We start from the raw sequence: 22589 nt of genomic DNA on the forward strand, positions 1-22589 counted from the left end.
TGGGGCGGTGGCCGATCTCCAGGTACATCGTTTCGGGCCCTCGACAGGGCCGCTCGTGTTGGCGCTGCACGGCCTGACCGGGCACGGGAACCGCTGGCGGGCGCTGGCCGAGGAGCAGTTGCCGGAGGTCCGGATGGTGGCTCCGGATCTGCGGGGACACGGGCGATCGACCTCGCTGCCGCCGTGGGACTTCGAGACCGTCGTCGCCGATCTCGTCACCGTGCTGACCGCCGAGACCGGCAAACCCGCGGTGGTGGTCGGGCATTCGTTCGGCGGGGCGGTGGCGATCCACCTGGCGCGCGCCCGCCCGGACCTGGTGCGGGCCCTGGTCCTGCTCGATCCGGCCATCGGCATCGATCCGGTGCTGCTGCACGACATCGCCCGCAGCACGCTCGAGCATCCCGACTACGAGAGTGTCGAGGCCGCGCGGTTCGACAAGTTGGAGACCGGCTGGGCCGAGGTGGAACCGCGGCTGTTGGACGCCGAACTGGCCGAACACCTGGTGCCCACCGGCGGCGGACGGGTCGGCTGGCGGCTGTTCGCCCCGGCCGTCCTGTCGTACTGGGGGCAGCTGGCCCGCGATGTCGTGCTGCCGCCCGCGGGGATGCCGACCGTCCTGGTGCAGGCCGCGAAGGTGCGGCCGCCGTTCGTGCCACCCGCCTTCCGCGCCGCGCTCACCGACCAGCTGGGCGACCTGCTCACGGTGCACGACTTCGACTGCGACCATATGGTGTCGGAGGCCCGTCCCGCCGAGACCGCGGCGCTGGTCCGCGCCGTGCTGGCGACCACGTGACCGCCCACCGACGGGCCTCGACGGCCACCGACGAATTCCGAAACGACCGGGAGCGCATGCGATGGCGACGACCGATGCCGAGATCGAACGAGTCCGCGCACTGGTGGCCCTGATTCCGCCCGGCCGCGTCGCCACCTACGGCGATATCGCCGCGGCGGCGGGCCTGTCCACCCCGCGCACCGTCGGCTGGATCATGCGCACCGATTCCGCCGACCTGCCCTGGCACCGGGTGCTGCGCGCCGACGGCCGCCCCGCCCCGCACCTGGCGGGCCGCCAACTCCAACGGCTGGCCGCGGAGGGTTGCCCGCTCCTCGACGATCGCGTGGACCTGCGCCGCGCCCGCTTCGACCTCACCGCCGATCAGTCCCCGAGCGACTGATCGCGGTCGGTCGCGATACCGAGAAACACCTGCACACTGTCGGAACGGTTCGGGAAGTCGGCCCGAAACATCTGCACCGCCACGGTGCGGCGGACCGCGGTCTCGGGATCGCGGAGATGCAGCAGCGGCCGGTCCCGACCGTAGGCGGGGATGCCCTCGTCCCAGATCCGCCGGAAGAATTCGTAGCGACCCAGATCGGCGAGCAGTTCGCTCGCGGCGACACCGGTCCCGGCTCCCGCGATGAGGCCGCGCAGCCAGCGCACCAGCAGGCGGGTCTCCTGCTCCCATTCCACCAGCACCCGGCGCGAGGACTTGTCGCCGAGCAGCCAGCGCAGCATATTGCCGTCGTCGGTGATTCCGGGAAAGGCCCGCGCGAAACTGTCGTTGCAGGCGAGCACGTTCCATCCGATATCGAGGTAGGCGGCGAGGTTCGGTTCGTGCAGCATGAGCGCTCGGCGCGGATCGTCACCGAGCCCACCGCCGAGCTCGCCGCGCAGTTCGTCGGGGGCGATGCGTTCACGCACATCGAATCCGGCGAGATCGAGCAGATACCGATACTCCACGGCGGACAGCGGACCGATCTGGTGCAGACAGCGGACCAATGCCTGGAGCACTTCCTGGGTCGGGCGCTCTCGATTGCCGTTCTCCAGGTGTGTGATGTAACTCGCGCTCACCCCGGCGTTGAATGCCAGCCTTTCCCGGGAGACCCGTCGACTGTCCCGCAACCGCCGCAGTAAATTTCCGAGTGTCGGCGGCTGCACCTCCCCTGCTTTGTCGACGCACCCCGAATTCGCTGCCATGGTTCTCCTCCGTCCCGACCCATCGCCAGTCGTACCTAGATATAAGTCACCCGTATTTAGTTGTCCACTAATAGTTTTCACGGTATTACGGCCGCCGGACGGGAAGTTTTCGTGGCAGTACACCGCGGAACACGTCGAGCTAACGTCCGGATTCGCGTTGCCGAGGGCTTGCCCGCTCGCCGGTCGGCCACTCCTCGGGAAATCCGTACTCGAGGACCTCCTGAATCAGCGAGTGCTCGAACCCGATTCGCCCGACCGGATCGAAGCGGATGATCCCGGCGGCCTGCGCGGTGGTGATACGGTCCAGCAGCGCGGTTTCCGAGCAGCCCAGCAGCGCCAGCAGCCCGGCCACGTCGGCGTCGTCGCCGAGTCGGGCGGCGTAGCGCAGAGTCCGGATCACCTCGGCGGGCAGCCGCTCGATCCGGGCGCGCACGATATCGCGGACGCGCGGCGGCAGTTCGCGAATATCGCCGTGCTGCGCCGCGATTCCGGCAAGTTCGCGCACGAACAGCGGATTGCCGCCGGTACGTTCGCGTAGGGCGGCGATGGTGTCGCGGTCCACGGCCGTCCCGCCGGCCGTCCGCACCATGCGCGCCACGGTATCCGGACCGACCCCGTTCAGTTCCTCCCAGGACACGGTGCGGTCGGCCAGCGCGGTCACGGTGGCGCGCAGTTCCGGCCCGGCCTCGGCCGGGCGCAGCGTGAGGATCAGCAGCACGGGCGCGCGGCGCAGCCAGGCGGCGAGCAGGCGCAGGATGTGCAGGGTCACCGGATCGGCGTACTGCAGATCCTCGAGCACCAGGGCGACCGGCCGGGCGGCCGCGACCGTCCGACAGCGCTGCGCGATGGTCCGGGCGACATCGAAATAGCGTGCGGCCGAGAGCAATTCGGCGAATCCAGCGGGACCGTCCAGGCTCGCCGCGATATCCGCCCAGGCCCGCGCGGGCGGCCCGCCGTCCACGCAGCGCCCGGTGGCTACGGTCCACGATCGCCGTCGCAGCTCGGCCGCAACCGACTCCGCCAGATAGGTCTTGCCCATACCCGCCGCACCGGCCAGCCATATCGGGCGGGCGCCGCGTGCCCAGGCGTCGGCGGCGGCCGCGAGCACGGCGGCGAACTGTCGCGGATACCCGGTGTGCGCACCACCGGACGGGCTGGGTCCGAGCGCCGAGTCCCGCCCTGCGGCAGGTGTTTCCGCGATCGCATGCACGGTCGGGCCGACTTGGAGCGGATCCGTCTGGTTGAGGATGGCCGACTCCAGGTCCCGCAGCCGTCGTCCCGGATACACCCCGATCTCCCGCACCAGGTACTCACCGGCACGGCGCAGTGTGGCCAGCGCCTCGGCCTGCTGACCGAGCCGATACTGGGCGATGGCGAGCAGGCGAGCGCCCTCCTCCCGCCCGGGCCGCTGGTCCAGCAGCGGCCGCAGCCCGGTCACCACCTCGGTCGGCCGGTCCAGCGCGAGTGCGGCCTGTGCGCGCAGTTCCGCGGCCAGCAGACGCAGGTCGGTGAGCCGGTCGGCCTCACCGACCGCCCACCCCGCGTCCTGGAAGGATTCCAGCGCGGCACCGTCCCAGCAGGCCAGTGCGGCATCGAGCAGTCGGCACCGGTCGGCCGGGTCGATACCGGTCCCCGATTCCCGGAGCCGATCCTGGTAGACGCGCAGCAGCGCCTCGAAATGCCAGGCGTCGACCTGTTCGACCGCGAGTCGCAGCGCGTAACCGCCGCCCTCGGACACCAGGACGGTGGCCGGTGCCCGCCGATGACGTCGCGGTTCGAAAACCGTTCGCAGCTTGTGGATCTGGACCTGGAGCACGGAGGCGGCGCTCGACGGCGGCGTCCCCTCCCAGATATCGTCCACGAGCCGGTCCACCGACAGCACCCGGCCGTGCGCCACCACCAGCCGCCCGAGCAGCGTGCGCGGGAGGCGACCGCGGATGTCGACGGGCGTGCCATCGATCACGACACGCAGCGGCCCCAGCACTCGTATCCGCCGATCGTTCATCACTTTCCCGGCCCGCCAAGTATTCTCACGCATCCGAGGCCGCACCTCGGCCGTTTGCTGAATATTAACGATTTGCCGAAGTGCCAAGTCGTACTGTCCCATTGGCGTGTCGCGGGCAATGTTCGAAATCACATCCGTGGAAGTAATCCGTTGGCCACCCGAATCTTTCAGGAAGAACCACACAGAAAGTCACCGAGAAGCCGGGACCCGGAAACTGTCTGTCATGCGTGAGAACGGCTTCGCCGCCGCACTGCTCGGTTATCTGTCCGACCTCACCGAAACCATTGCCCGGCGCATCGACCGAATCGTGATCGCCCGCACCCTCGCCCTCGACGAAGCCGGCGCTCCCGACGGTCTGTACCGAGACCGTTTCGGTGCGCTCTGGGAGAAGCATGCGCGCGGGTGGCGGCTGTGGCTCCGGTCCGGCGCGGCCCTCGAGGTCCTCGCGACCGAAGCGGACATCGCCCGCACCCTGCGCAGTTTCGCGCCGTTCACCCCGGTGGTCGTGTGGCTGCCGCGCCGATGAACGACCGGATCGCCGACGACCGGATCACCGCCGACCTGTCCTATCCCGCCATCGATCGACCGGACCTGTACGACCGGCTCGATGCCGCCACGGCCGCCGGGGGCCGGGTGGTGCTGCTCAGCGCGGCGGCCGGAACCGGGAAATCGGTCGCCGTCGCGGACTGGTTACGGCGGCGGCCAGCGCCCGGAACGACCGTCACCTGGGTCGACCTCGCCGACTCCGATACCGATCCGGGTGTCGCGCTGCGCGGCTGCACCGGGCCGACCCTGCTGATCGTGGACAATGCCCAGCGGATCACCGATCCGACCGCACTGGAACCGCGCCTGCGCTGTCTGCCGAGCACGGTGACGGTCGTGCTGTGCGCACGCACCGATCCGGCGCTGCGCTGGCACGCCTTGGAACTGTGCGGCCGGGTCACCCGGATCGGCGCCGCCGAACTGGAGTTGACCGCCGCGCAGACGCGGGCACTGTGCGCCCAGCACGGCTACCACCCGGATGACGATGAGCTGGCGGCGCTGCGGGAGTTGACCGGTGGCTGGGCGGCGCCCACGCGCATCCTCGCCGCACGGCTCGCGCTCGCTCACCCCGGCGGGCGATCGGTCGCGGCCCTGCGCACCCATCCACCACGAGCGCTGTCGGACTTCCTCACCCGGGAGGTGATCGAGCCGCTGCCCGCCGAGCTGCGCCGATTCCTGCTGTGCACCGGTGCGCCCGCGGCCTTCACCACCGAGCTGGCCGTGACGCTGGCCGGACCGTCGGCACCACTGCTGCTGCGGGAGTTGGAACGTCGCAATATTCCGATCGCCCGGATCGCCCGCGACGACGGAGTCTGGTTCGGGCACCATCCGCTGCTGCACGCCCAGCTCCGCGCCGACCTGCTGCGGCTCGGGGCGGAATTCGCCGCCGGACTGGAGTCGCGGGCCGCACGATGGTTCGACGCCGCCGGTCTGCCGCTGCTGGCGCTGCCCCACCTGCTCGACGCCGGTGCGAGCGACCGACTGGCCGACCACCTGCGCCGGCACGGAATGACGATGGTGCTCGACGGCGACGGTCCGGCCCTGTTCGCGCACCTGTACCGCGGGCGGCCGGAGCTGTCCGACGATCCCTACCTGGCGCTGCTGCGCGCGGTGGACGCACTGGGTCGCGGTGACGCCACGCTGACGGAATCGCTGCCGCCGCCCGGCCATCGCGGGGCGACGTCGGTGGCGCCCGCCGCGTGGCTGACCCCGCTGGCACGCGCCGCCCATATCGATGCCGCGCTGCGCACCGACCGTCCGGTGGGCAGGCCGGTCGCGGCACCGACCACCGGCCACCTCGATCTCGACTGCTATCTCACCGTCCACCTGGCGTCGGCGCGCGTACTGCACGGGGATCGCGCGGACGGGGAAGCTCGGCTGCGGCACGGGCTCACCCTGGCCACCCGGGCCAACCGGCCCGGGTTGGCCCTGCGGGCGGTGACCGGGCTGGCCGTCGCGGCGGGCCGCGCCGACGCGGTGACCGCCATGCGCGATCGCGCCGCGAAGGCCATCGCGGTCGCCGCCGAACACGATCTGGATCGGACCGTCGACGCCCTGCACGCCGCGGGCATGGCCGCCTTCGGAGCGTATCTACAGGGTGAATCCTGGCCGGCGGACCAGACCGAAGCGCTGCTGACCACCCGGGAGGACGCCGACGGCACCCCGCGCCCCGCGGCCGGGTGGTCGACCCACGTCATCGGGCGGCTGCTGATCTTCCACCGATGCCCGGAGCAACGCACCGCCGCCGAGGATCTCCGCTCCGCCATGCTCGCGCTGCTCGACCGTGGTGGCCCCCTACCGGTGTCGGGATCGCGACTGCTGCTGCCGGTGGTCTGGGCGCTGTCGACGGTGCGGGCGCCGCGGACCGCGCGACTGCTGGTGGCGCACGCCCGCACCACCGGCGGCGGCATCCCGGAGGTGCCGCTCGCGCAGGCGGCGCTGGCATTGGTCGCGGGCGGAGCCACCGCCGTGCGGCCGATGCTCGCGGCCGCGCACGAACGCGCCGCGGAACTCGCGACCACCGAGCGGACCACCCTGTGGTTGCTCGACGCGGCCACCGCGGCGCTGTCCGACGCGCCGCATCCGGCCGGGGACCGGCTGCGGCGCGCTGTCGAACTCGCCGCGCCGGAGCAGGTGGTGCGGCCCTTCCTGGATGTCCCCGGAGTGATCGAGATGCTGGATGACCGGGCCGGAACCTTCGGGCGCGGAGACGATTTCGTGGACCGCATCCGTCGGCATCCGGGGATCGGCCGCACGGCGGCCGCACCGCCGCTGACCGCCGCCGAGATCACCGTCCTCACCCAGCTGCCGTCCGGGCGCACCGCCCAGCAGATCGCGGCCGACCTGGGGGTATCGATCAATACCGTGAAGACGCACCTGCACCGCCTCTACGCCAAACTCGGCGTGAACTCCCGGATGGACGCCATCGGCCGGGGCCGCCGCATCGGCCTGCTGTGAACGCGGTCCGTGCGGGCTGCACTCACCGGTGAGCCGGCAGTCTGTGGCTACCAGCGCGGCGGTCCGAGTGCCGCCGATGAACCCATGACCGGCGATGTAGCGTAGCGACTCCGCTGTCACCCGGTCCGCGTCAACGTGGCACCCGCGGTCGCCGGTGTGTCACCCATCGGAGGTGAAGCACCGGCCGCGGGGTTGGGCGTAGCGTCGGATCCGTTCCGAGCGGAGGAGCCGTCAGGTGCCGAACGAGGAAGTACCGCACACCGTTCCGGCCGGCGCGCGGCCCGGTGTGGTGCGGCGCGCGCTGCTGCCGCCGCTGCTCACCGCGGCGGTGCTGCTGCTGGCGTACTTCGTGCTGCCCTTCACCGGCGTGCTCGCGGGCCGCGCACTGGTCGTGCTGGTCCTCGGCGGGCTGCTGGTGTGCGTGACGCCGGGTTGGGAGTTGCGGCGGGTGCTGCGCGCCGAGAACCCGCTCGCTCGCGGGCTGGAGGGGCTAGCCGCCGTATTCGGGCTGCATATCGTCGGTTTCGCCACGGTCTACCTGATGCTCTCCGAGGTCGATCCGGCCAACTTCAGCGAAACGCTGACCCGGCTGGACGCGCTCTACTTCTGCGTGACCGTCTTCACGACGGTGGGCTTCGGCGATATCGTGGCCGACTCCCAGCCCGCCCGGGCGGCCGTGCTCGTTCAGATGGTCGTCAACCTCGTCCTGATCGGGGCGGCGCTGCGGCTGTTCACACATGCGGTGGGGCTGCGGCAGCGACAGTTGGATCGGCGGGAACCGGGAGCCGATCCGCCCGCGACGGGTCCGTGACCGGCGGCGAATCCACCCCGCGACAACCTCGACAAGGGGTGCCGAGTGGCCGAGACCGGGGCGCGCCCAGCGAGCGGATCCCCAGCCCCGAACGAGCTCGACGGCCAGAGCCGGGCGGGTCGACCACCGGACCCGCGTAAGCCCAACGGCCAGAGCCGGGCGAGCGGCTCGTAGGTCCCGGGTAAGCGAGCGGCGGGAGCCTGGCGAGCGGTTCGTCAGACCCAGGCGAGCCGAGCGGCGACCGGAGCCTGGTGAGTCGGTCGTCGGGGCGGCCGAGTCGGACGGTCGGAGGCGATATCCGCCACTCGGCGGCGACATCCGGCGAAACCCGGTACGCGCTACCCCGTGCGGCGGTTACCGTGGATTCATGTCCACCCGTCTGGCCTGCGTGGTGTTCGATGCGACCGAGCCCCGGTCGGCGGCTCGCTTCTGGGCGGAGTTGCTCGGTTGGGAGATCACGCTGGACCGGCCCGCCGAGGTGGACGTGGCCGCGCCCGATCCGGACGGGGTGGAGGTGGCGCTGACCTTCCTGGCGGCCCCGCACCCCAAGGCGGCCAAGAACCGCATCCATTTGGACCTGGCCAGCCGGTCGCTGGATCACCAACGGGTGCAGGTGGATCGGGCGCTGTCGCTGGGCGCGCGGCGGCTGGACATCGGGCAGGGCACGGTGCCGTGGACGGTGCTGGCCGACCCCGAGGGCAACGAGTTCTGCGTGCTCGAGCCGCGTGAACAGTACGTCGACACCGGCGCGGTGGCCGCCATCGTGGTCGATACCCGAAATCCGTTGCGACTGGCCGAGTTCTGGTCGGCCGCCGCCGGATGGCCGCTCACCCACGACACCGCTCGCTACGCCGGAATCCGCTCGGCGACCGGGCAGGGCCCATGGCTCGAGTTCCTCCGCACCCCGGCCATCTGCCCCGACCGCGGCCGCCTGCACCTGGATCTGGTCGCCTTCCCCACCGACGATCCGGCCGCGGAGACCGCTCGGCTGCGCGCCGCGGGTGCGACGCCGATCAGCTCCGGTGGTGACGAGACCGATGCCCCGGTGGCGGTCCTCGCCGATCCGGAGACCAACGAGTTCTGCCTACTACGCGCGCCCGCCGATTGACCAGCGGCCAGATCCCCGGCACGAAGGCCGCGGCCGATCTCAGGTATCGGACTCCGCACGACCGCAGGCCGCCTCGCCCTGCGCGGGTTCAGGCCGCCTCGCCCTTCTTGAGCCGCCGTCGCTCCCGCTCCGAGAGCCCACCCCAGATGCCGAAGCGCTCGTCCCGGGCCATGGCGTACTCCAGGCACTGCACGCGCACCTCGCAGCCCGCGCAGACCCGCTTGGCCTCCCTGGTGGAGCCGCCCTTCTCGGGGTAGAACGCCTCCGGATCGGTCTGGGTGCACAGGCCGCGCTCCCGCCAGCCCGTATCGTCGAATTCGGCCTTGTCCGCGAGAGCCTCGAACGCGGCGTCGAACTTGGTGAACATCAACTTCATGGTGTGCCTCCAAGCATGCGTAGCGACAGCGGTGGTTTTCGACGGGACTACTAGCGGCCCATGGCGCAGTCGGCGACCGCGCTGAGCGGGCGGGACTGCTCACCGGCGGCGAAGATGCGGCGCGCGTGCACGGCGGCCGGAGTGGACGACCAGGGCGCGAGCGCGGTGGTGAACATGAGCTCGCACCACGACAGCGCGGGCACCTCCCCGCCCGCGAGCGTGCCCAGCAGCGACATCTCGGTGTCGTGGTCGGTCCAGGCGGCGAGCAGCCAGGCGGCGTCGAGGCGCCCGAGGAATTCCTCGGCGTCCTCCGGCGGGCCGTTCGGGGCGTCCACGGCGAGGTGGACGACGGCGGAAATGGCATGGCGCATACGGGCATCCAGCCCGATGCCGTTGTGCAGCAGCAGGCCCTCCAGGGCCTCCCGTAGGCCCGCGCCGCGATCGACTCGGAAATCGGTGCGCCGCTCGGCGGTGGTGAACTCGAACATGACGTTCCTTTCGCGATAATGCACGTAGGAATAGAAAATCAAGGTAGACAAGGGGTTTCGGCCTGGCGCACCGGAATTCCGGATGCGGTCCCCGCCGCGGTGGCTCGGTATTCCACGAGCGCCGCCAATGTTCCCGGTTGCCAATCCCGGCGGCCGGGTACCCGGCACCAGTCCCGGGCCGGATTGTCGGAGGTCGAGAACAACCGCAGTGTCATTCCCGCCATGGTCGCCATGCCGAACAGCACCGCCGCGTCCACCTCGCGATCGGAAACGGTCAGCCGCACATCGGCCTGGCGCAGACCGGTTTCGGCGCACGCCCGCCCCGCCAGCCATACCGCGCGGGACGCGGCGGCCATGCCGGCGGCCACCCGGGGGCCGCGCGGATGGGCGTGCTCGTAGTCGGAATAGGGTCCATACCACAGGGCGGTACCTTCGCCATCACATACCGCGAACGTTCCGGATCTCGGATCCCCCGCGGCGGCGACCGCGATATGCGGCACCAGCCTGATCATTCTCGACATCGGTGACTCGCTTTCGAAACACGGCCGCCCCGCAAAAGATGACGTGACCGCCCGGATCATCGAAATGCATTCTGGTGAACCGCTTCTGGTTGCGGCTTCAATGCATGTGATTGATCTAAAAGCGACAAGACCGACTTGTCCACCCGCAGCCAAGGTTTGAGCAAACCCCTAGCAGTACCCACACTGACCAGTGGTGGTACCGATGCGAGTAGCCACTCGAAGGAGAACCGCACTCTTTCGGCAAACACTGTCGCGCACCGCGTTCAGACCTTACGGTCTCCTCATGCCATATGTGCACTCGGGTTCGGCAACCGTCCACTTCCGCACGTCAGAGGTATCGGGACCCACCCTGGTGGGCGCGCACGGATTCTTCCTGGACGGGTCCGCGTTCGAACCGCTGCGCAAACCCCTGGCGGCGGCCGGGATAAACCTCGTCACGATCGACGCGCGCGGCCACGGCCGCACTCGGACGCCCGACGGTGAAATCTTCAGCTACTGGGATCTGGCCGCCGATATCCTGGCGGTCCTGGATGAACTCGATATCGACGGGGCCGTGATCGGCGGCATGGGTCAGGGCGGATTCTCCGCATTGCGCCTGGCCCTCGCCGCACCGCATCGGATTCGGGGCCTGGCGCTGATGGACACCGAGGCGGGTGAGTGCACACCGGCGGAATTGGCCTGGTACCGCGTATTCTTCGAACGCTGGTGCGGAAGTGAACCGCTCGCACCGCTCATCGCGGAATTGGCCCCGCAGCTCATCGGCGGCCAGGATCCGCGCGCCTGGCGGGAATGGACGGTGCGCTGGAGCGAATCCGATCGCACGATCGTGGGCGCGGCGGCGCGATGCCTGATGGATCGCCGCTCACTCCTGCATCGACTGCCCGAGATCACCGCACCCGCACTGGTATTGCGCGGCAGCCACGACGGCGTCAGCACCGCGCAGAAATCGGAGGCACTGGCGGCGGGGTTGCCGGGAGCCGACGGCGTGGTCACGATTCCCGGCGCCGGGCACGGCGCGGTGTGGACACATCCGGAATCGATCGCACCCCTGCTGATTCAGCTGGTGCGCCGGGCGGAGGGCGATATCGATTCCGTGCGGACGCCGCGCACCGCGCCGGGCCGCGGTGCGCGAGTCGCCGTGCCGCCCGCCGCGATCGCCATGTGACGCGCGGCCGCACCGGAACGCGGACGCGGCGGCGCGGGCGGACTCAGGAACGCACGTCGACGGGATGCGTCCGCTCCGAACACCAGGTGGGCAGTCCGAGGAAGATCTGAATCTGGTCCGGATTGCTGGCGCTGTAGACCTTGAACAGTTGCACGGCGATGGAGCGGCAGCGCCCGGTCTCGGCGTCGCGCACATGCATGATGGGCCGGTCTCGCCCGTAGGCCGCCACCCCTTCGTCCCACAGCTCGCGGAACAGGTCGTAGCGGCCGAGTTCGGCGAGGAATTCGGTGGACCAGGCGGTGTCGCCGGTGCTGCCGATGAGCCCGCGCAGCCAGCGCACCGTGGTGCGCACCTCGGCTTCCCATTCCACCATGACCTGCCGGGATCTCGGATTCGCGAAGAACCAGCGCAGCATGTTCACGTCCTCGGCCAATCCCGGGAATGCGCGGTTGTAGCTGTCATTGCAGGCCAGCACATTCCAACGGGTGTCGATATAGGCTGCCAGGTGCGGTTCGTGCAATTCCAGCGCGCGGCGCATATCCGGGCCGACCTCGTCGCGCAGTCGATCGACGGAGGGAAATTCCCCGGCACCCAGTCCGGCCAGGTCGAGCAGATGTCGGCGCTCCACCTGGGAGAGAGCGTCGATGCGGTCGAGATAGCGCACCAGCGCGTCGACCACCTCACGGGTGGGGTGGTCGCGGTCGCCCTTTTCCAGATGGCTGATATAGCTGGCGCTGACTCCGGCGTTGAAGGCGAGGCGTTCCCGGGATACTCCTCGGTCGTCGCGCAGGCGACGCAGCAGCAGGCCGAACGACGGCGGGCGCACATTCTCCGAATCACGTCTGGGTTTCGCGCTCGTAACCACGACTATCCCCTTCCACAAACTCTCAGCAATCACGTTCGATGCCTGCGCGGACCCGGCGGCGCATACAGCCGGACACCCGAACCACAACGTCGAAGAACTGCGGTGATTGCCTCACCCGTCGTCAGTTCCGCTTCGGGATAGTGCCACATTTTGTTGTACATAAGACCAAAACATGGCTGTTTCTTTACTGTGTCGCCGCTGGCAAGCCCACGTCGAACAGTAGCCCGCGAACATAGGGCAATCGAAAATCCGGGACCGTCGATCCGCGTCGGGTTCGGGTCCGCCACCGCCCGCCCGCTACCATCGGCAGCCATGACCAGCCTCGTTCCGGACCGCGCCCCGTGACGACCGTCGACGCGATCGTGCTCGCCGGCGGGCGCGCCACCCGGATGGGCGGGGTGGACAAACCCGCCATCGTGGTCGGCGGGCAGTCCATGCTCGACGCCGCCCTCGGCGCGGTCGCCGACTGCGCGCGCACGGTGGTGGTGGGGCCGCAGCGGCCGGAGCTGCCACCGGAAATCCTGCAGGCGCAAGAGATTCCGGCCGGGGCCGGACCGGTCGCCGCCATCGCCGCTGGCCTGGGCGTATTGGCGGACTGCGACTTTCCCGCCGGGCTGATCGTGGTGCTCGCGGCCGACATGCCCTTCCTCACCGCGCCCGCGGTCGACGAACTCCTCAGGCACGCACTCGAATCCGGCAGTGACGCGGTGTTCGCGGCAGACGAGTCGGGGCGACCGCAGTACCTGGTCGGCGTATGGCGGCGCGTGGCGCTGACCGCGGCGGTGAGCCGACTGGAGTCGTTGGTGAACCAGCCGATGAAGGCGCTGGTGCCGGTGGACACCGTCATGGTGCCGCTGGCGGGGGTGGCCGATTGCGATACCCCCGACCAAGTGCGCCATGCGCGCGAGGCGGTCGAGCAAACCGCGGCAAACACTCCGATGACCCTGGACGAGGCGCGTAGTGTGTTGCGCCACACTGTATCCCAGCTCACTCCCCGCAGCGCCGCGATCCGGGCGGCACGCGGCGCCGCGCTCGCCGAACCACTGCTGGCCGCCGACGCTCTACCGCGCTTCGACGTCTCGGCCATGGACGGTTACGCCGTCTCGGGGGACGGGCCGTGGCAGGTACGCCGCGACATCGGCTTCGCGGGCGGGCAGCGGCCGGTCGGGCTGCTGGCCGGTGAGGCCGTCCGGATCGCCACCGGCGCGCATGTTCCCGACGGCACCACCACCGTGGTGCGCGACGAGTTCGTCCGGGTTGACGAGAGCGGCGTGCTGCATCGCCTGCCGGACGCTCCGGTGCGCGACGATGTGCGCCGCCGCGGCGAGGACTGGTTGCCGGGGACCGAGATCGCGCCCGCCGGGACACCGGTGCACGCCGCGCTGGTCTCGGCGGCGGCCAGCGCCGAGGTGCGCACGGCGCTGGTGCGCGGCCCGGTGCGGGCGCGAATCGTCATGACCGGGGACGAGATTCGCAGCGAAGGGCCGCTGCACGCGGGACAGACCCGCGATTCGATCGGCCCGATCCTGCCCGACCTGCTGGCCTGGCACGGCGTGCAGACCCAGGACCGGGTGCATCTGCGCGATGCCGCCAACGCCTTCGACGAGGTGCTGGCCGCCGCGTCCGACTGCGATCTGCTGGTGATCGTGGGCGCGACCGGCGGCGGCGCGGCCGATCAGCTGCGCGCGGCCTTGGGCCGGGCGCGGGCCGGCGTGCTGGTGCGCAGGCTGCGGCTGCGGCCGGGCGGATCCACGGTGGTCGCGCAACTGCGTTCCGGCGCAGTGGTTCTCGGTCTACCCGGCAATCCGTTCGCCGCCGTCGCGACACTGCTGGCGCTGACCCCGGCCCTGGTGTCCGGCCTCACCGGCGCCACGCACGAGCGCGTACTCCTGGGGCCGCTCGCCAACGCCGGTGAGATCTCCGGCCCGGTGGCGCGCATCGTCCCCGCCCGGGCGGTGCCCGCCGGAGGCTGGGTGGGCGACGCGAGCATCCGCACCGCGCACCTGGCCGGACTCCTGCACCGCGACGGTCTCGTGGTGGTGCCCGCCGAGGCCCGCGACGGCGACCCCGTGGAGTTCATTCCGCTGCCCGGCTGAACCGCGTCACGCGCCGCCGCGTCCGCACCACGCGGGCCCGAATTCGCACATCCCGATCCGCGACGCGCTCCCCTGCTGCACGCTGTGACTCCGCCCGGCGGGCCATCACCTCGCCCGCATCGAGTCCCGACCTTGCGCCGCCATCACCTCTCCCACACCGCGGTCCCGATCGCGCGCCGCGGTCGCCGACTTGGAATGACCGGGTGGCCGGGTGACGCGCACCGTCGAGCGCGATCGGATCGCCTCGGGCGCAGTGAGTTCGACCACTCCGGTGGGGGCGGGCCGACGGGCGGCGCACCCGCCGGTATGGGGCGCGGCCCGTGCCTTTGCGGCCTCGTACGCCGAGAAACCTATTGCAAACCAACCGGTTTGCGAGTGGTTGGACGCCGGGCGAATATGGTCGGGTAGTGCTCGTGGGAGACGAGCACTACGGCACAGTCGATGGTGACGGCGCGAGTACCGAGCCGACCGACCTCCCCTTCCTCGCGGGCCGGGTCTACGACACCGAAGACAGACTGATGCAGCGCGCCTACACCTTCGCCTGCCCGGTCCCCGGCTGCCCCCATCTCCACGAGGACCGCACCGACAGCCCCCCGGAGGTCTGGCAGGCCCGCGTCAAGTCGGCCCTGGCGCGCCACCTCGCCGCGGCACACCCGGATTGGCGTCCCAGCGCCGACGACTGACAACCCGTCGACCTCCGGGGGAATGGGGATATACACCCCGCCACCTCGGGCGAGCCGGATCGTCCCGTGGAATCGCGGCGGGAAATCCACGACATCGAGCAGTCGTCGAGAAGTGGCCGGATTATGCCCGCGATCCCGCAGCAAACCGATCGACCGGGGCGGGAACGGGCCCGTTGGAAAGGCGCACATAGTTAGCCGGAATGGCGGATAATCGCGTGTCACCGGTCACCATCAGTGTGTTAACAAATATTAAGCGGCCGAGAACCGAACGTTTCCAAAGCATCACCGGCACCGTCCCGAAACCCCCTCGAGGCGAGGCGTTTCGGCCGGTCATCACGGATTCGCGCAGGTCGAACGGGGCCGACCGGAGGCGGGTCGCTATCGCACAGTGACCGCCACGTTGCGGCGATCTCACAACTCACAACGGCGGTTCGCGCACTGTGAGAGAATCGTTTTGACGCCCGCTATGACGTCTTTACAGTCGATGCAGCAGCCCAATTTCCACAGCTCGAAGGGGGCGTCATGGCAAACCCGGGGACCGATAGCTCGTCCGCCGATGCACTGCTTCGACTGGGGAAGTATTTCAACCGCGGTGAAGTGTCCGCGGACCTGCGCACGGTCCACAAGGTGGGCGGACGCGATGCCGACGAGTTCTACCGGGATCGCTGGGCGCACGACAAGGTGGTGCGCTCCACACACGGCGTGAACTGCACCGGCTCGTGCTCGTGGAAGATCTACGTCTCCGACGGCGTGATCACCTGGGAATCGCAGCAGACCGACTACCCGTCCGTCGGCGCGGACAAGCCGGAGTACGAACCGCGCGGCTGCCCGCGCGGCGCGTCCTTCTCCTGGTACACGTATTCGCCCGCACGGGTGCGCTACCCCTATGTGCGCGGCGTCCTGCTCGAGCTCTACCGCGCCGCCAAGGCCGAACTCAAGGACCCGGTGCTGGCCTGGGAGTCCATCGTCGAGGATCCCGAGCAGGCGAAACGCTACAAGCACGCCCGCGGCAAGGGCGGCTTCGTGCGCGCCGAATGGTGGGAGGCCGCCGAGATCGCGGCCGCCGCCCATGTGTACACCATCAAGAAGTACGGGCCGGACCGGGTCGCCGGGTTCTCCCCCATTCCCGCCATGTCCATGGTCAGTCACGCGGTGGGCGCGCGGTTCATCTCGCTCATCGGCGGATCCATGCTGTCGTTCTACGACTGGTACGCCGACCTGCCGGTGGCCTCGCCGCAGGTCTTCGGCGATCAGACCGACGTACCGGAGTCGGCCGACTGGTTCGACGCGGGCTACCTGATCATGTGGGGCTCCAATGTGCCGGTGACCCGAACCCCGGACGCGCACTACATGACCGAGGCCCGCTACCGGGGCCAGAAGGTGGTCGTGGTCTCCCCCGACTACGCCGACAACACCAAGTTCGCCGACGAATGGGTGCCCGCCCGCCCGGGAACCGATGCGGCACTGGCCATGTCCATGGGCCACGTGGTGCTCAAGGAGTTCTTCGTCGAGCGCGACACCCCGTACTTCCGGGAGTACGTCAAGCGCTACACCGACCTGCCGTATCTGATCACGCTGGACGACAAGGACGGCGTGTGCGTACCCGGCAAGTTCCTGACCGCCGCCGATCTCGGGCACACGGGCGAGGGCGTCGAGTTCCAGACGGTGCTGCTGGACGCCGACGGGAACCCTGCCGTGCCCAACGGGTCGCTCGGTCACCGCTTCACCGAGGCGGGCAAGGGCAAGTGGAACCTGAATCTCGGGGATGTCGATCCCCTGCTGACTCTGCACGGCCGCGTCAGTGACGCCGCGGCCGTGCAGCTTCCCCGCTTCGACGACGGCACCGCCGGGGTCATCACCCGCGGCGTTCCCACCGCCGTGGTCGCTGGCAAGCGCGTGACCACCGTCTTCGATCTGCTGCTGGCCCAGTACGGCGTGGCGCGCACGGGCCTGCCCGGCAGCTGGCCGACCGGCTACGACGATGCCAGCGAGCCGTACACCCCCGCCTGGCAGGAGACCATCACCGGCGTTCCGGCCAAGCAGGCCGAGCGCATCGGCCGCGAATTCGCCGACAATGCCGAGAAATCCCAGGGCCGCTCCATGATTCTCATGGGCGCGGGCACCAACCACTGGTTCCACTCGGACCAGATCTACCGCGCCTTCTTCACCCTGACCCTGCTCACCGGCTGCCAGGGCGTGAACGGCGGCGGCTGGGCGCACTACGTGGGCCAGGAGAAATGCCGTCCGGTCACCGGTTGGTCCACACTGGCCTTCGGCCTGGACTGGCAGCGCCCGCCGCGGCAGATGCAGGGCACCGTGTTCTGGTACCTGGCCAACGACCAGTGGCGCTACGACCCGTTCACGGCGGAATCGTTCGCCTCGCCGCTGGGTGCGGGGCGCTTCGCCGGGCGCACGGCCGCCGACAATATCGCGCTCGCCACCCGGCTGGGCTGGATGCCCAGCTACCCGACCCTCAACCGCAACCCGCTCGATCTGGTGGACGAGGCCGAGGCCGCGGGCAAGGCCCCAGCCGACCACGTGGTGGACGGCCTCACCTCCGGTGAGCTGCGCTTCGCCTGCGAGGACCCGGACGCGCCGGAGAACTTCCCGCGCGTGCTGACCGTATGGCGCGCCAATCTGCTCGGCTCCTCCGGCAAGGGCAACGAGTACTTCCACAAGCATCTGCTGGGCGCGGACTCCAACCTGCAGACCACCGACACCACGGGTGTACGTCCGCAGGAACTGGTGTGGCGCGAGCAGGCCGCCACCGGCAAGCTGGATCTGCTCATGTCGCTGGACTTCCGGATGACCAGCACCACGCTGTTCTCCGATATCGTCTTCCCGGCCGCCACCTGGTACGAGAAGCACGATCTGTCCTCCACGGATATGCACCCGTTCGTGCACGCCTTCTCCCCCGCCATCTCCCCGCCGTGGGAGGCCAAGACCGACTTCGACGCCTTCCACCGCATCGCCCGCGGGTTCTCCTGGCTGGCGGAGAAGCATCTGGGCAAGCGCAAGGATCTGGTCGCGGTACCGCTGCAACACGACAGCGCCGACGCGCTGGCCCAGGCCGGTGGCCGCGTCCTGGACTGGAAGGCCGGGGAATGCGACCCGGTCCCCGGTAAGACCATGCCGAAACTGGTTGTGGTCGAACGCGATTACCCCAGCGTGGCGGAGAAGATGGCCGCGCTCGGACCGCTGGTCGAGACGGCCGGGCTCACCGTCAAGGGTGTCACCACCCTGCCCGATGCCGAGGTGGAGTACCTGAAGGGTGTCAACGGGACCGTGGTTTCCGGTGTGGCGCAGGGACGTCCGTCGCTGGCCAAGGACACCCACGCCGCCGAGGCCATCCTGGCGCTGTCCGGAACCACCAACGGCCGACTCGCCGTGGAGGGGTTCCACGCGCTCGAGCAGCGCACCGGCACCCGGTTGGCCGATCTGGCCGCCGAACACGAGGGCAAGCGGATCTCCTTCGCCGACACCCAGGCCCGGCCGGTGCCGGTGATCACCTCACCGGAATGGTCGGGCAGTGAGACCGGCGGGCGGCGGTACTCGCCGTTCACCATCAATACCGAACGTCTCAAGCCGTGGCACACGCTGACCGGGCGGCAGCACTTCTACCTCGACCACGACTGGATGATCGAACTCGGCGAGCAGCTGCCGATCTTCCGGCCGCCGCTGGATATGACCGCGTTGTTCAGTGAGCCCGGCGTCGGCAATGTGAGCGAGAACGGCGTCACCGTGCGCTATCTGACGCCGCACTCCAAGTGGTCCATCCACTCCGCCTACCAGGACAACCTGCATATGCTGACGCTCTCGCGCGGCGGGCAGTCGATCTGGATGTCGGACAAGGACGCCGCCAAGATCGGTGTCGCGGACAACGACTGGATCGAGGCCGTCAACCGCAACGGCGTCGTGGTGGCGCGCGCCATCGTGTCGCACCGCATGCCCGAGGGCACGGTGTTCATGTATCACGCGCAGGACCGCGCGGTGGACGTGCCGCGCATCGAGGGCACGCCGAACGGCAACGGGGCCAACGGCTCCGGAGCTGACGGCTCCGGCTTCGTCGGCAAGGGCAAGCGCGGCGGCATCCACAATGCGCTGACCCGCATCATGATCAAGCCCTCGCATCTCATCGGCGGCTACGCACAGCAGTCCTTCGCCCTGAACTACCACGGCCCCACCGGAAATCAGCGCGACGAAGTGACGACCATTCGAAAGCGCTCGCAGGAAGTGGAGTACTGACATGCGCGTCATGGCACAGCTCGCCATGGTCATGAACCTGGACAAGTGCATCGGCTGTCATACGTGCAGCGTCACCTGCAAGCAGGCGTGGACCAATCGCGGCGGCACCGAGTACGTCTGGTTCAACAATGTGGAAACCCGCCCCGGGCAGGGGTACCCGCGGCAGTACCAGGATCAGGAGAAGTGGAAGGGCGGCTGGACGCTCAACCGCAAGGGTCGCCTCACATTGAAGTCCGGGTCGCGAATGAAGAGGCTGCTGAACATCTTCGCCAACCCGGACCTTCCCACCGTAAGCGATTACTACGATCCGTGGAGCTACGATTACGACAATCTGCTCTCCTCACCCCAAATCGATACCACTCCGGTGGCGCGGCCCAAATCGCTGATCACCGGCGAGGACACCAAGGTCACCTGGGGCGCGAACTGGGACGACGACCTCGGCTCCGGCCCGGAGCAGGTCGGTAGGGACCCGCTGCTGTCCAAGCTGTCCGACCAGGTCAAGCTGGAATTCGAGCAGACCTTCATGTTCTACCTGCCACGCATCTGCGAGCACTGCCTGAACCCGTCGTGCGCGGCATCCTGCCCCTCGGGCGCCATCTACAAGCGCGCCGAGGACGGCATCGTGCTGGTGGACCAGGACAAGTGCCGCGGCTGGCGGCAGTGCGTCACCGGCTGCCCGTACAAGAAGATCTACTTCAACCACAAGACCGGCAAAGCCGAGAAATGCACCTTCTGCTATCCGCGCGTGGAGGTCGGCATCCCGACCGTGTGCTCGGAAACCTGTGTGGGGCGGCTGCGCTACATCGGCGTCATGCTCTACGACGCCGACGCGGTGCAGGAGGCGGCCTCGGTCGAGAACGACAAGGATCTGTACCCGGCGCAGCTGGGCGTCTTCCTGAATCCGCACGACCCGCGGGTGGTCGCGGAGGCCGAGCGGGCGGGCATCTCCACCGAATGGATTCAGGCGGCGCAGGATTCACCCGTCTACAAGCTCATCGTCGACTACCAGATCGCGCTGCCGCTGCATCCGGAGTACCGGACCATGCCCATGGTCTGGTACGTGCCGCCGCTGTCGCCGGTGGTGGACGTGCTGTCGGAGACCGGGCACGACGGGGAGGACCATTCGAATCTGTTCGGCGCGATCGACGCGCTGCGGATTCCGGTGGAGTACCTGGCGGAGCTGTTCACCGCCGGTGAGGTCGGACCGGTGCGGGCGGCGCTGCAACGGCTGGCCGGGATGCGGTCGTTCATGCGGTCGATCAATCTCGGGCAGGAGCCGGATCTCTCGATCCCGGAGGCGGTGCGGCTGGAGCCCGAGGAGATCGAGGCCATGTACCGGCTGCTCGCCATCGCCAAGTACGAGCATCGGTACGTGATCCCCAGCGGCGCGACTTCCCGTGCGCACGAACTGGATTCGCTGGCCACCGGATGCAGTCTGGACACCGACGGCGGACCGGGCATGACGGCCTACGACTACATGGCGGACAAGTTCCACCTGAGCGATACCAATGGCGCCGCGCCGGAGGAGAAGTCGAACCGGATCAACCTGCTCAACTGGGACGGCAAGAAGACCGACGGGCTGGTGCCGACCCGCGACGGTGCCGCTGCCGACGGCAACGGCGTTTCGAACGGCGGCGTCGGTTCGAACGGCGGCGTCGGTTCGAACGGCGGCGTCGGTTCGAACGGCGGCGTCGGTTCGAACGGCAGCGGAGTCTCGAACGGCAACGGGCACAACGGCACCGAGGCCCACGGCGATGGCGCGCACGCCGCCACCGACGCTGACCCCACACCCGAGCCGAGCGGAGTTCGTCGATGAAGCTGCTCACCCTGCGGCGACGGCCGGAGCCGACGGTACGGATGTCGGAGCGGGACCGCCGCCTGGTCTGGCGGATGGCGGCCCTGTGCCTGGACTACCCGTCCGAGGACATGCTGCGCACCGTGCACGAGTTCGGCGGGGCCGTAGACGAACTGCCCGCCGAGGTGCGCGACCGGCTCGGCGAGTTCCTCGCCCACCTGCGCGAGACCGATCCGCTCGAATTGGCCCAGCGCTACGTCGAGACCTTCGACATGCGCCGCCGCGCCAGCCTGCACCTCACCTTCTACGCCTACGGCGACACCCGTAAACGCGGGATGGCGCTGCTGCGCTTCAAGCACGCCTACCGGCACGCGGGCGTCGAACTCGGCGACGAGGAACTGCCCGACCATCTCCCGGTGCTGCTGGAATTCGCGGCCACGGTGGATCCCATCGGCGGGGAACGGCTGCTCGGCGAGCACGTGCCGGTGCTGGAATTGCTGCGACTGTCGCTGTCGGACAACGGGTCCCCGTATGCGGCCGTCCTCGCCGCCGTGACGGCCACGCTGCCGCCGGTGACCACCGCCGACCGCCGCCGCATCGCCGAACTCGCCGCCCAGGGCCCACCGGAGGAAGAGGTCGGGCTCGAGCCCTTCGCCATGGACCCCATGATGTTCGCCGGATCGGAAGGCCGCCGATGACCACCACCCTCTGGATGACGCTGCCGTACGTGGCCTTCACCTCGTTCCTGCTCGGCCACCTGTGGCGCTACCGGAACGACCAATTCGGCTGGACCACACGGTCTTCGCAGATCTACGAATCGCGCCTGCTGCGGCTGGGCAGCCCGCTGTTCCACTTCGGCATGCTCGGCGTCATCGGCGGACATGTGGTGGGCGTGCTGATTCCCGCGTCCTGGACCGCCGCCATCGGCATCTCCGAGCACCTGTACCACGTGGTCGCCGTCTCCGCCGGCACGGTGGCCGGTGTCGCGGTGATCGTCGGCATCGCCATCCTGCTCTACCGCCGCGTCACGGTGCCCGCCGTCCGCAAGGCCACCACCCGCAACGACAAGCTCATGTACGTCCTACTGGCGGGTGCGCTCATCACCGGCATGCTCAATACCGTGGGCAGCAACCTGCTGTGGGGCACCTACAACTACCGCGAGACCGTATCCCCGTGGTTCCGCAGCCTTTTCACGCTGCACCCGCAGCCCGAGCTCATGGTCGGCACCCCCTGGACCTTCCAGGCGCACGGCCTGATCGTGCTCGCCCTCATCGGCGTCTGGCCCTACACCCGCCTGGTCCACATGTTCAGCGCCCCGATCGGCTACTTCGTGCGCCCCTACGTCGTCTACCGCAGCAAGCCGGACACCGCCCCGGACAAGCGCCGCTACGCCCGCGCCTGGGACTCCCCGGTCCTGCCGCCGCGCTAGTTCGGCGACAGGACCCTCGTCCGGCCCACT

At 69.5% G+C, this 22589-nt stretch carries 19 protein-coding genes; 13 read left to right on the forward strand and 6 right to left on the reverse strand.

The features are described from left to right. Positions 1-7 precede the first annotated feature (7 nt). Together ON31_RS22470 and ON31_RS22475 are read left to right on the forward strand one after the other, a co-directional pair. The gene (locus ON31_RS22470; RefSeq protein ID WP_039816535.1) at positions 8-793 is read left to right on the forward strand and encodes an alpha/beta fold hydrolase; all 786 of its coding nucleotides are present in this window, start codon (positions 8-10) and stop codon (positions 791-793) included. A 61-nt stretch (positions 794-854) separates the two neighbouring features. Continuing rightward, complete coding sequence (locus tag ON31_RS22475; protein WP_039816537.1) at positions 855-1172, forward strand: MGMT family protein; 318 nt, start codon at positions 855-857, stop codon at positions 1170-1172. Here ON31_RS22475 and ON31_RS22480 read toward each other — a convergent pair. Together ON31_RS22480 and ON31_RS22485 are read right to left on the reverse strand one after the other, a co-directional pair. Continuing rightward, entirely contained in the window at positions 1154-1972 is an 819-nt protein-coding gene (locus tag ON31_RS22480) for an MmyB family transcriptional regulator (protein WP_051037611.1), read from the reverse strand. The two genes, ON31_RS22475 and ON31_RS22480, sit on opposite strands and share 19 nt — an antisense overlap. Positions 1973-2111: 139 nt before the next feature. Beyond that, a complete protein-coding gene (locus tag ON31_RS22485; protein WP_169335031.1) occupies positions 2112-4010 on the reverse strand; it encodes an ATP-binding protein in 1899 nt (632 codons plus the stop codon). Between the two features lie 190 nt (positions 4011-4200). Here ON31_RS22485 and ON31_RS22490 point away from each other — a divergent pair, with 190 nt between their 5' ends. The 4 genes from ON31_RS22490 to ON31_RS22505 all read left to right on the forward strand — a co-directional run bounded on the left by ON31_RS22490 (position 4201) and on the right by ON31_RS22505 (position 8896). Then, complete coding sequence (locus ON31_RS22490) at positions 4201-4503, forward strand: hypothetical protein (protein WP_039816541.1); 303 nt, start codon at positions 4201-4203, stop codon at positions 4501-4503. Next, positions 4485-6977 (forward strand): winged helix-turn-helix domain-containing protein, encoded by a 2493-nt coding sequence (locus ON31_RS22495; RefSeq protein WP_039816543.1) that lies wholly within the window; start codon positions 4485-4487, stop codon positions 6975-6977. The genes ON31_RS22490 and ON31_RS22495 overlap by 19 nt, the downstream gene beginning before the upstream one ends. Before the next feature lie 235 nt (positions 6978-7212). Further along, a complete protein-coding gene (locus ON31_RS22500) occupies positions 7213-7788 on the forward strand; it encodes a potassium channel family protein (protein WP_051037613.1) in 576 nt (191 codons plus the stop codon). Positions 7789-8155: 367 nt separating this feature from the next. After that, entirely contained in the window at positions 8156-8896 is a 741-nt protein-coding gene (locus ON31_RS22505) for a VOC family protein (RefSeq protein WP_039816545.1), read from the forward strand. A gap of 88 nt (positions 8897-8984) precedes the next feature. Here ON31_RS22505 and ON31_RS22510 read toward each other — a convergent pair whose 3' ends face one another. From ON31_RS22510 to ON31_RS22520, 3 genes are read right to left on the reverse strand one after another with little or no spacing between them, the layout of a single operon-like run. Beyond that, positions 8985-9341, reverse strand: coding sequence for a WhiB family transcriptional regulator (locus ON31_RS22510; protein WP_370450436.1), 357 nt, complete (start codon positions 9339-9341; stop codon positions 8985-8987). Further along, positions 9323-9760, reverse strand: coding sequence for a hypothetical protein (locus tag ON31_RS22515; protein ID WP_174385114.1), 438 nt, complete (start codon positions 9758-9760; stop codon positions 9323-9325). The genes ON31_RS22510 and ON31_RS22515 overlap by 19 nt, the downstream gene beginning before the upstream one ends. Positions 9761-9798: 38 nt before the next feature. Further along, on the reverse strand, positions 9799-10281 hold the full coding sequence (locus tag ON31_RS22520; protein ID WP_143979680.1) for a hypothetical protein: 483 nt from the start codon (positions 10279-10281) through the stop codon (positions 9799-9801). A 283-nt stretch (positions 10282-10564) separates the two neighbouring features. Here ON31_RS22520 and ON31_RS22525 point away from each other — a divergent pair, with 283 nt between their 5' ends. Then, entirely contained in the window at positions 10565-11446 is an 882-nt protein-coding gene (locus ON31_RS22525; RefSeq protein ID WP_081592656.1) for an alpha/beta fold hydrolase, read from the forward strand. Between the two features lie 43 nt (positions 11447-11489). On the opposite strand, the gene ON31_RS22530 is transcribed toward ON31_RS22525, so the two are convergent. Beyond that, a complete protein-coding gene (locus ON31_RS22530) occupies positions 11490-12311 on the reverse strand; it encodes a helix-turn-helix transcriptional regulator (RefSeq protein WP_235204524.1) in 822 nt (273 codons plus the stop codon). Between the two features lie 341 nt (positions 12312-12652). Here ON31_RS22530 and ON31_RS22535 point away from each other — a divergent pair, with 341 nt between their 5' ends. The 6 genes from ON31_RS22535 to narI all read left to right on the forward strand — a co-directional run bounded on the left by ON31_RS22535 (position 12653) and on the right by narI (position 22559). Continuing rightward, positions 12653-14407, forward strand: a complete 1755-nt coding sequence (locus ON31_RS22535) for an NTP transferase domain-containing protein (RefSeq protein ID WP_039816547.1) — start codon at positions 12653-12655, stop codon at positions 14405-14407. Positions 14408-14814: 407 nt separating this feature from the next. After that, positions 14815-15090, forward strand: coding sequence for a hypothetical protein (locus ON31_RS22540; protein ID WP_039816549.1), 276 nt, complete (start codon positions 14815-14817; stop codon positions 15088-15090). Between the two features lie 522 nt (positions 15091-15612). Further along, positions 15613-19335 (forward strand): nitrate reductase subunit alpha, encoded by a 3723-nt coding sequence (locus tag ON31_RS22545; protein WP_039816551.1) that lies wholly within the window; start codon positions 15613-15615, stop codon positions 19333-19335. Positions 19336-19345: 10 nt separating this feature from the next. Then, on the forward strand, positions 19346-21151 hold the full coding sequence (gene narH / locus ON31_RS22550; protein WP_081592661.1) for a nitrate reductase subunit beta: 1806 nt from the start codon (positions 19346-19348) through the stop codon (positions 21149-21151). Further along, positions 21148-21828 carry a nitrate reductase molybdenum cofactor assembly chaperone gene (narJ, locus tag ON31_RS22555; RefSeq protein ID WP_039816556.1) on the forward strand — a complete coding sequence of 227 codons (681 nt, stop codon included), beginning with the start codon at positions 21148-21150 and terminating at the stop codon, positions 21826-21828. The genes narH and narJ overlap by 4 nt, the downstream gene beginning before the upstream one ends. Beyond that, positions 21825-22559: a respiratory nitrate reductase subunit gamma gene (gene narI / locus ON31_RS22560; protein WP_039816558.1), complete on the forward strand. Its 735-nt coding sequence runs from the start codon at positions 21825-21827 to the stop codon at positions 22557-22559. The genes narJ and narI overlap by 4 nt, the downstream gene beginning before the upstream one ends. Positions 22560-22589 lie beyond the last annotated feature (30 nt).

Source organism: Nocardia otitidiscaviarum NBRC 14405 (assembly GCF_000308635.1).
In the GTDB taxonomy this organism is placed as follows: Bacteria; Actinomycetota; Actinomycetes; order Mycobacteriales; family Mycobacteriaceae; genus Nocardia; species Nocardia otitidiscaviarum.

Excerpts from the sequence above, each read along its gene's own strand:
- ON31_RS22525 (WP_081592656.1), top strand. The coding sequence starts at position 10,565 with ATGCCATATGTGCACTCGGGTTCGGCAACCGTCCACTTCCGCACGTCA.
- narH (WP_081592661.1), top strand. The coding sequence starts at position 19,346 with ATGGCACAGCTCGCCATGGTCATGAACCTGGACAAGTGCATCGGCTGT.
- narI (WP_039816558.1), top strand. The coding sequence starts at position 21,825 with ATGACCACCACCCTCTGGATGACGCTGCCGTACGTGGCCTTCACCTCG.
- ON31_RS22480 (WP_051037611.1), bottom strand. The coding sequence starts at position 1,972 with ATGGCAGCGAATTCGGGGTGCGTCGACAAAGCAGGGGAGGTGCAGCCG.
- ON31_RS22475 (WP_039816537.1), top strand. The coding sequence starts at position 855 with ATGGCGACGACCGATGCCGAGATCGAACGAGTCCGCGCACTGGTGGCC.
- ON31_RS22545 (WP_039816551.1), top strand. The coding sequence starts at position 15,613 with ATGGCAAACCCGGGGACCGATAGCTCGTCCGCCGATGCACTGCTTCGA.
- ON31_RS22485 (WP_169335031.1), bottom strand. The coding sequence starts at position 4,010 with ATGCGTGAGAATACTTGGCGGGCCGGGAAAGTGATGAACGATCGGCGG.
- ON31_RS22490 (WP_039816541.1), top strand. The coding sequence starts at position 4,201 with ATGCGTGAGAACGGCTTCGCCGCCGCACTGCTCGGTTATCTGTCCGAC.
- ON31_RS22505 (WP_039816545.1), top strand. The coding sequence starts at position 8,156 with ATGTCCACCCGTCTGGCCTGCGTGGTGTTCGATGCGACCGAGCCCCGG.
- ON31_RS22520 (WP_143979680.1), bottom strand. The coding sequence starts at position 10,281 with ATGTCGAGAATGATCAGGCTGGTGCCGCATATCGCGGTCGCCGCCGCG.
- narJ (WP_039816556.1), top strand. The coding sequence starts at position 21,148 with ATGAAGCTGCTCACCCTGCGGCGACGGCCGGAGCCGACGGTACGGATG.
- ON31_RS22515 (WP_174385114.1), bottom strand. The coding sequence starts at position 9,760 with ATGTTCGAGTTCACCACCGCCGAGCGGCGCACCGATTTCCGAGTCGAT.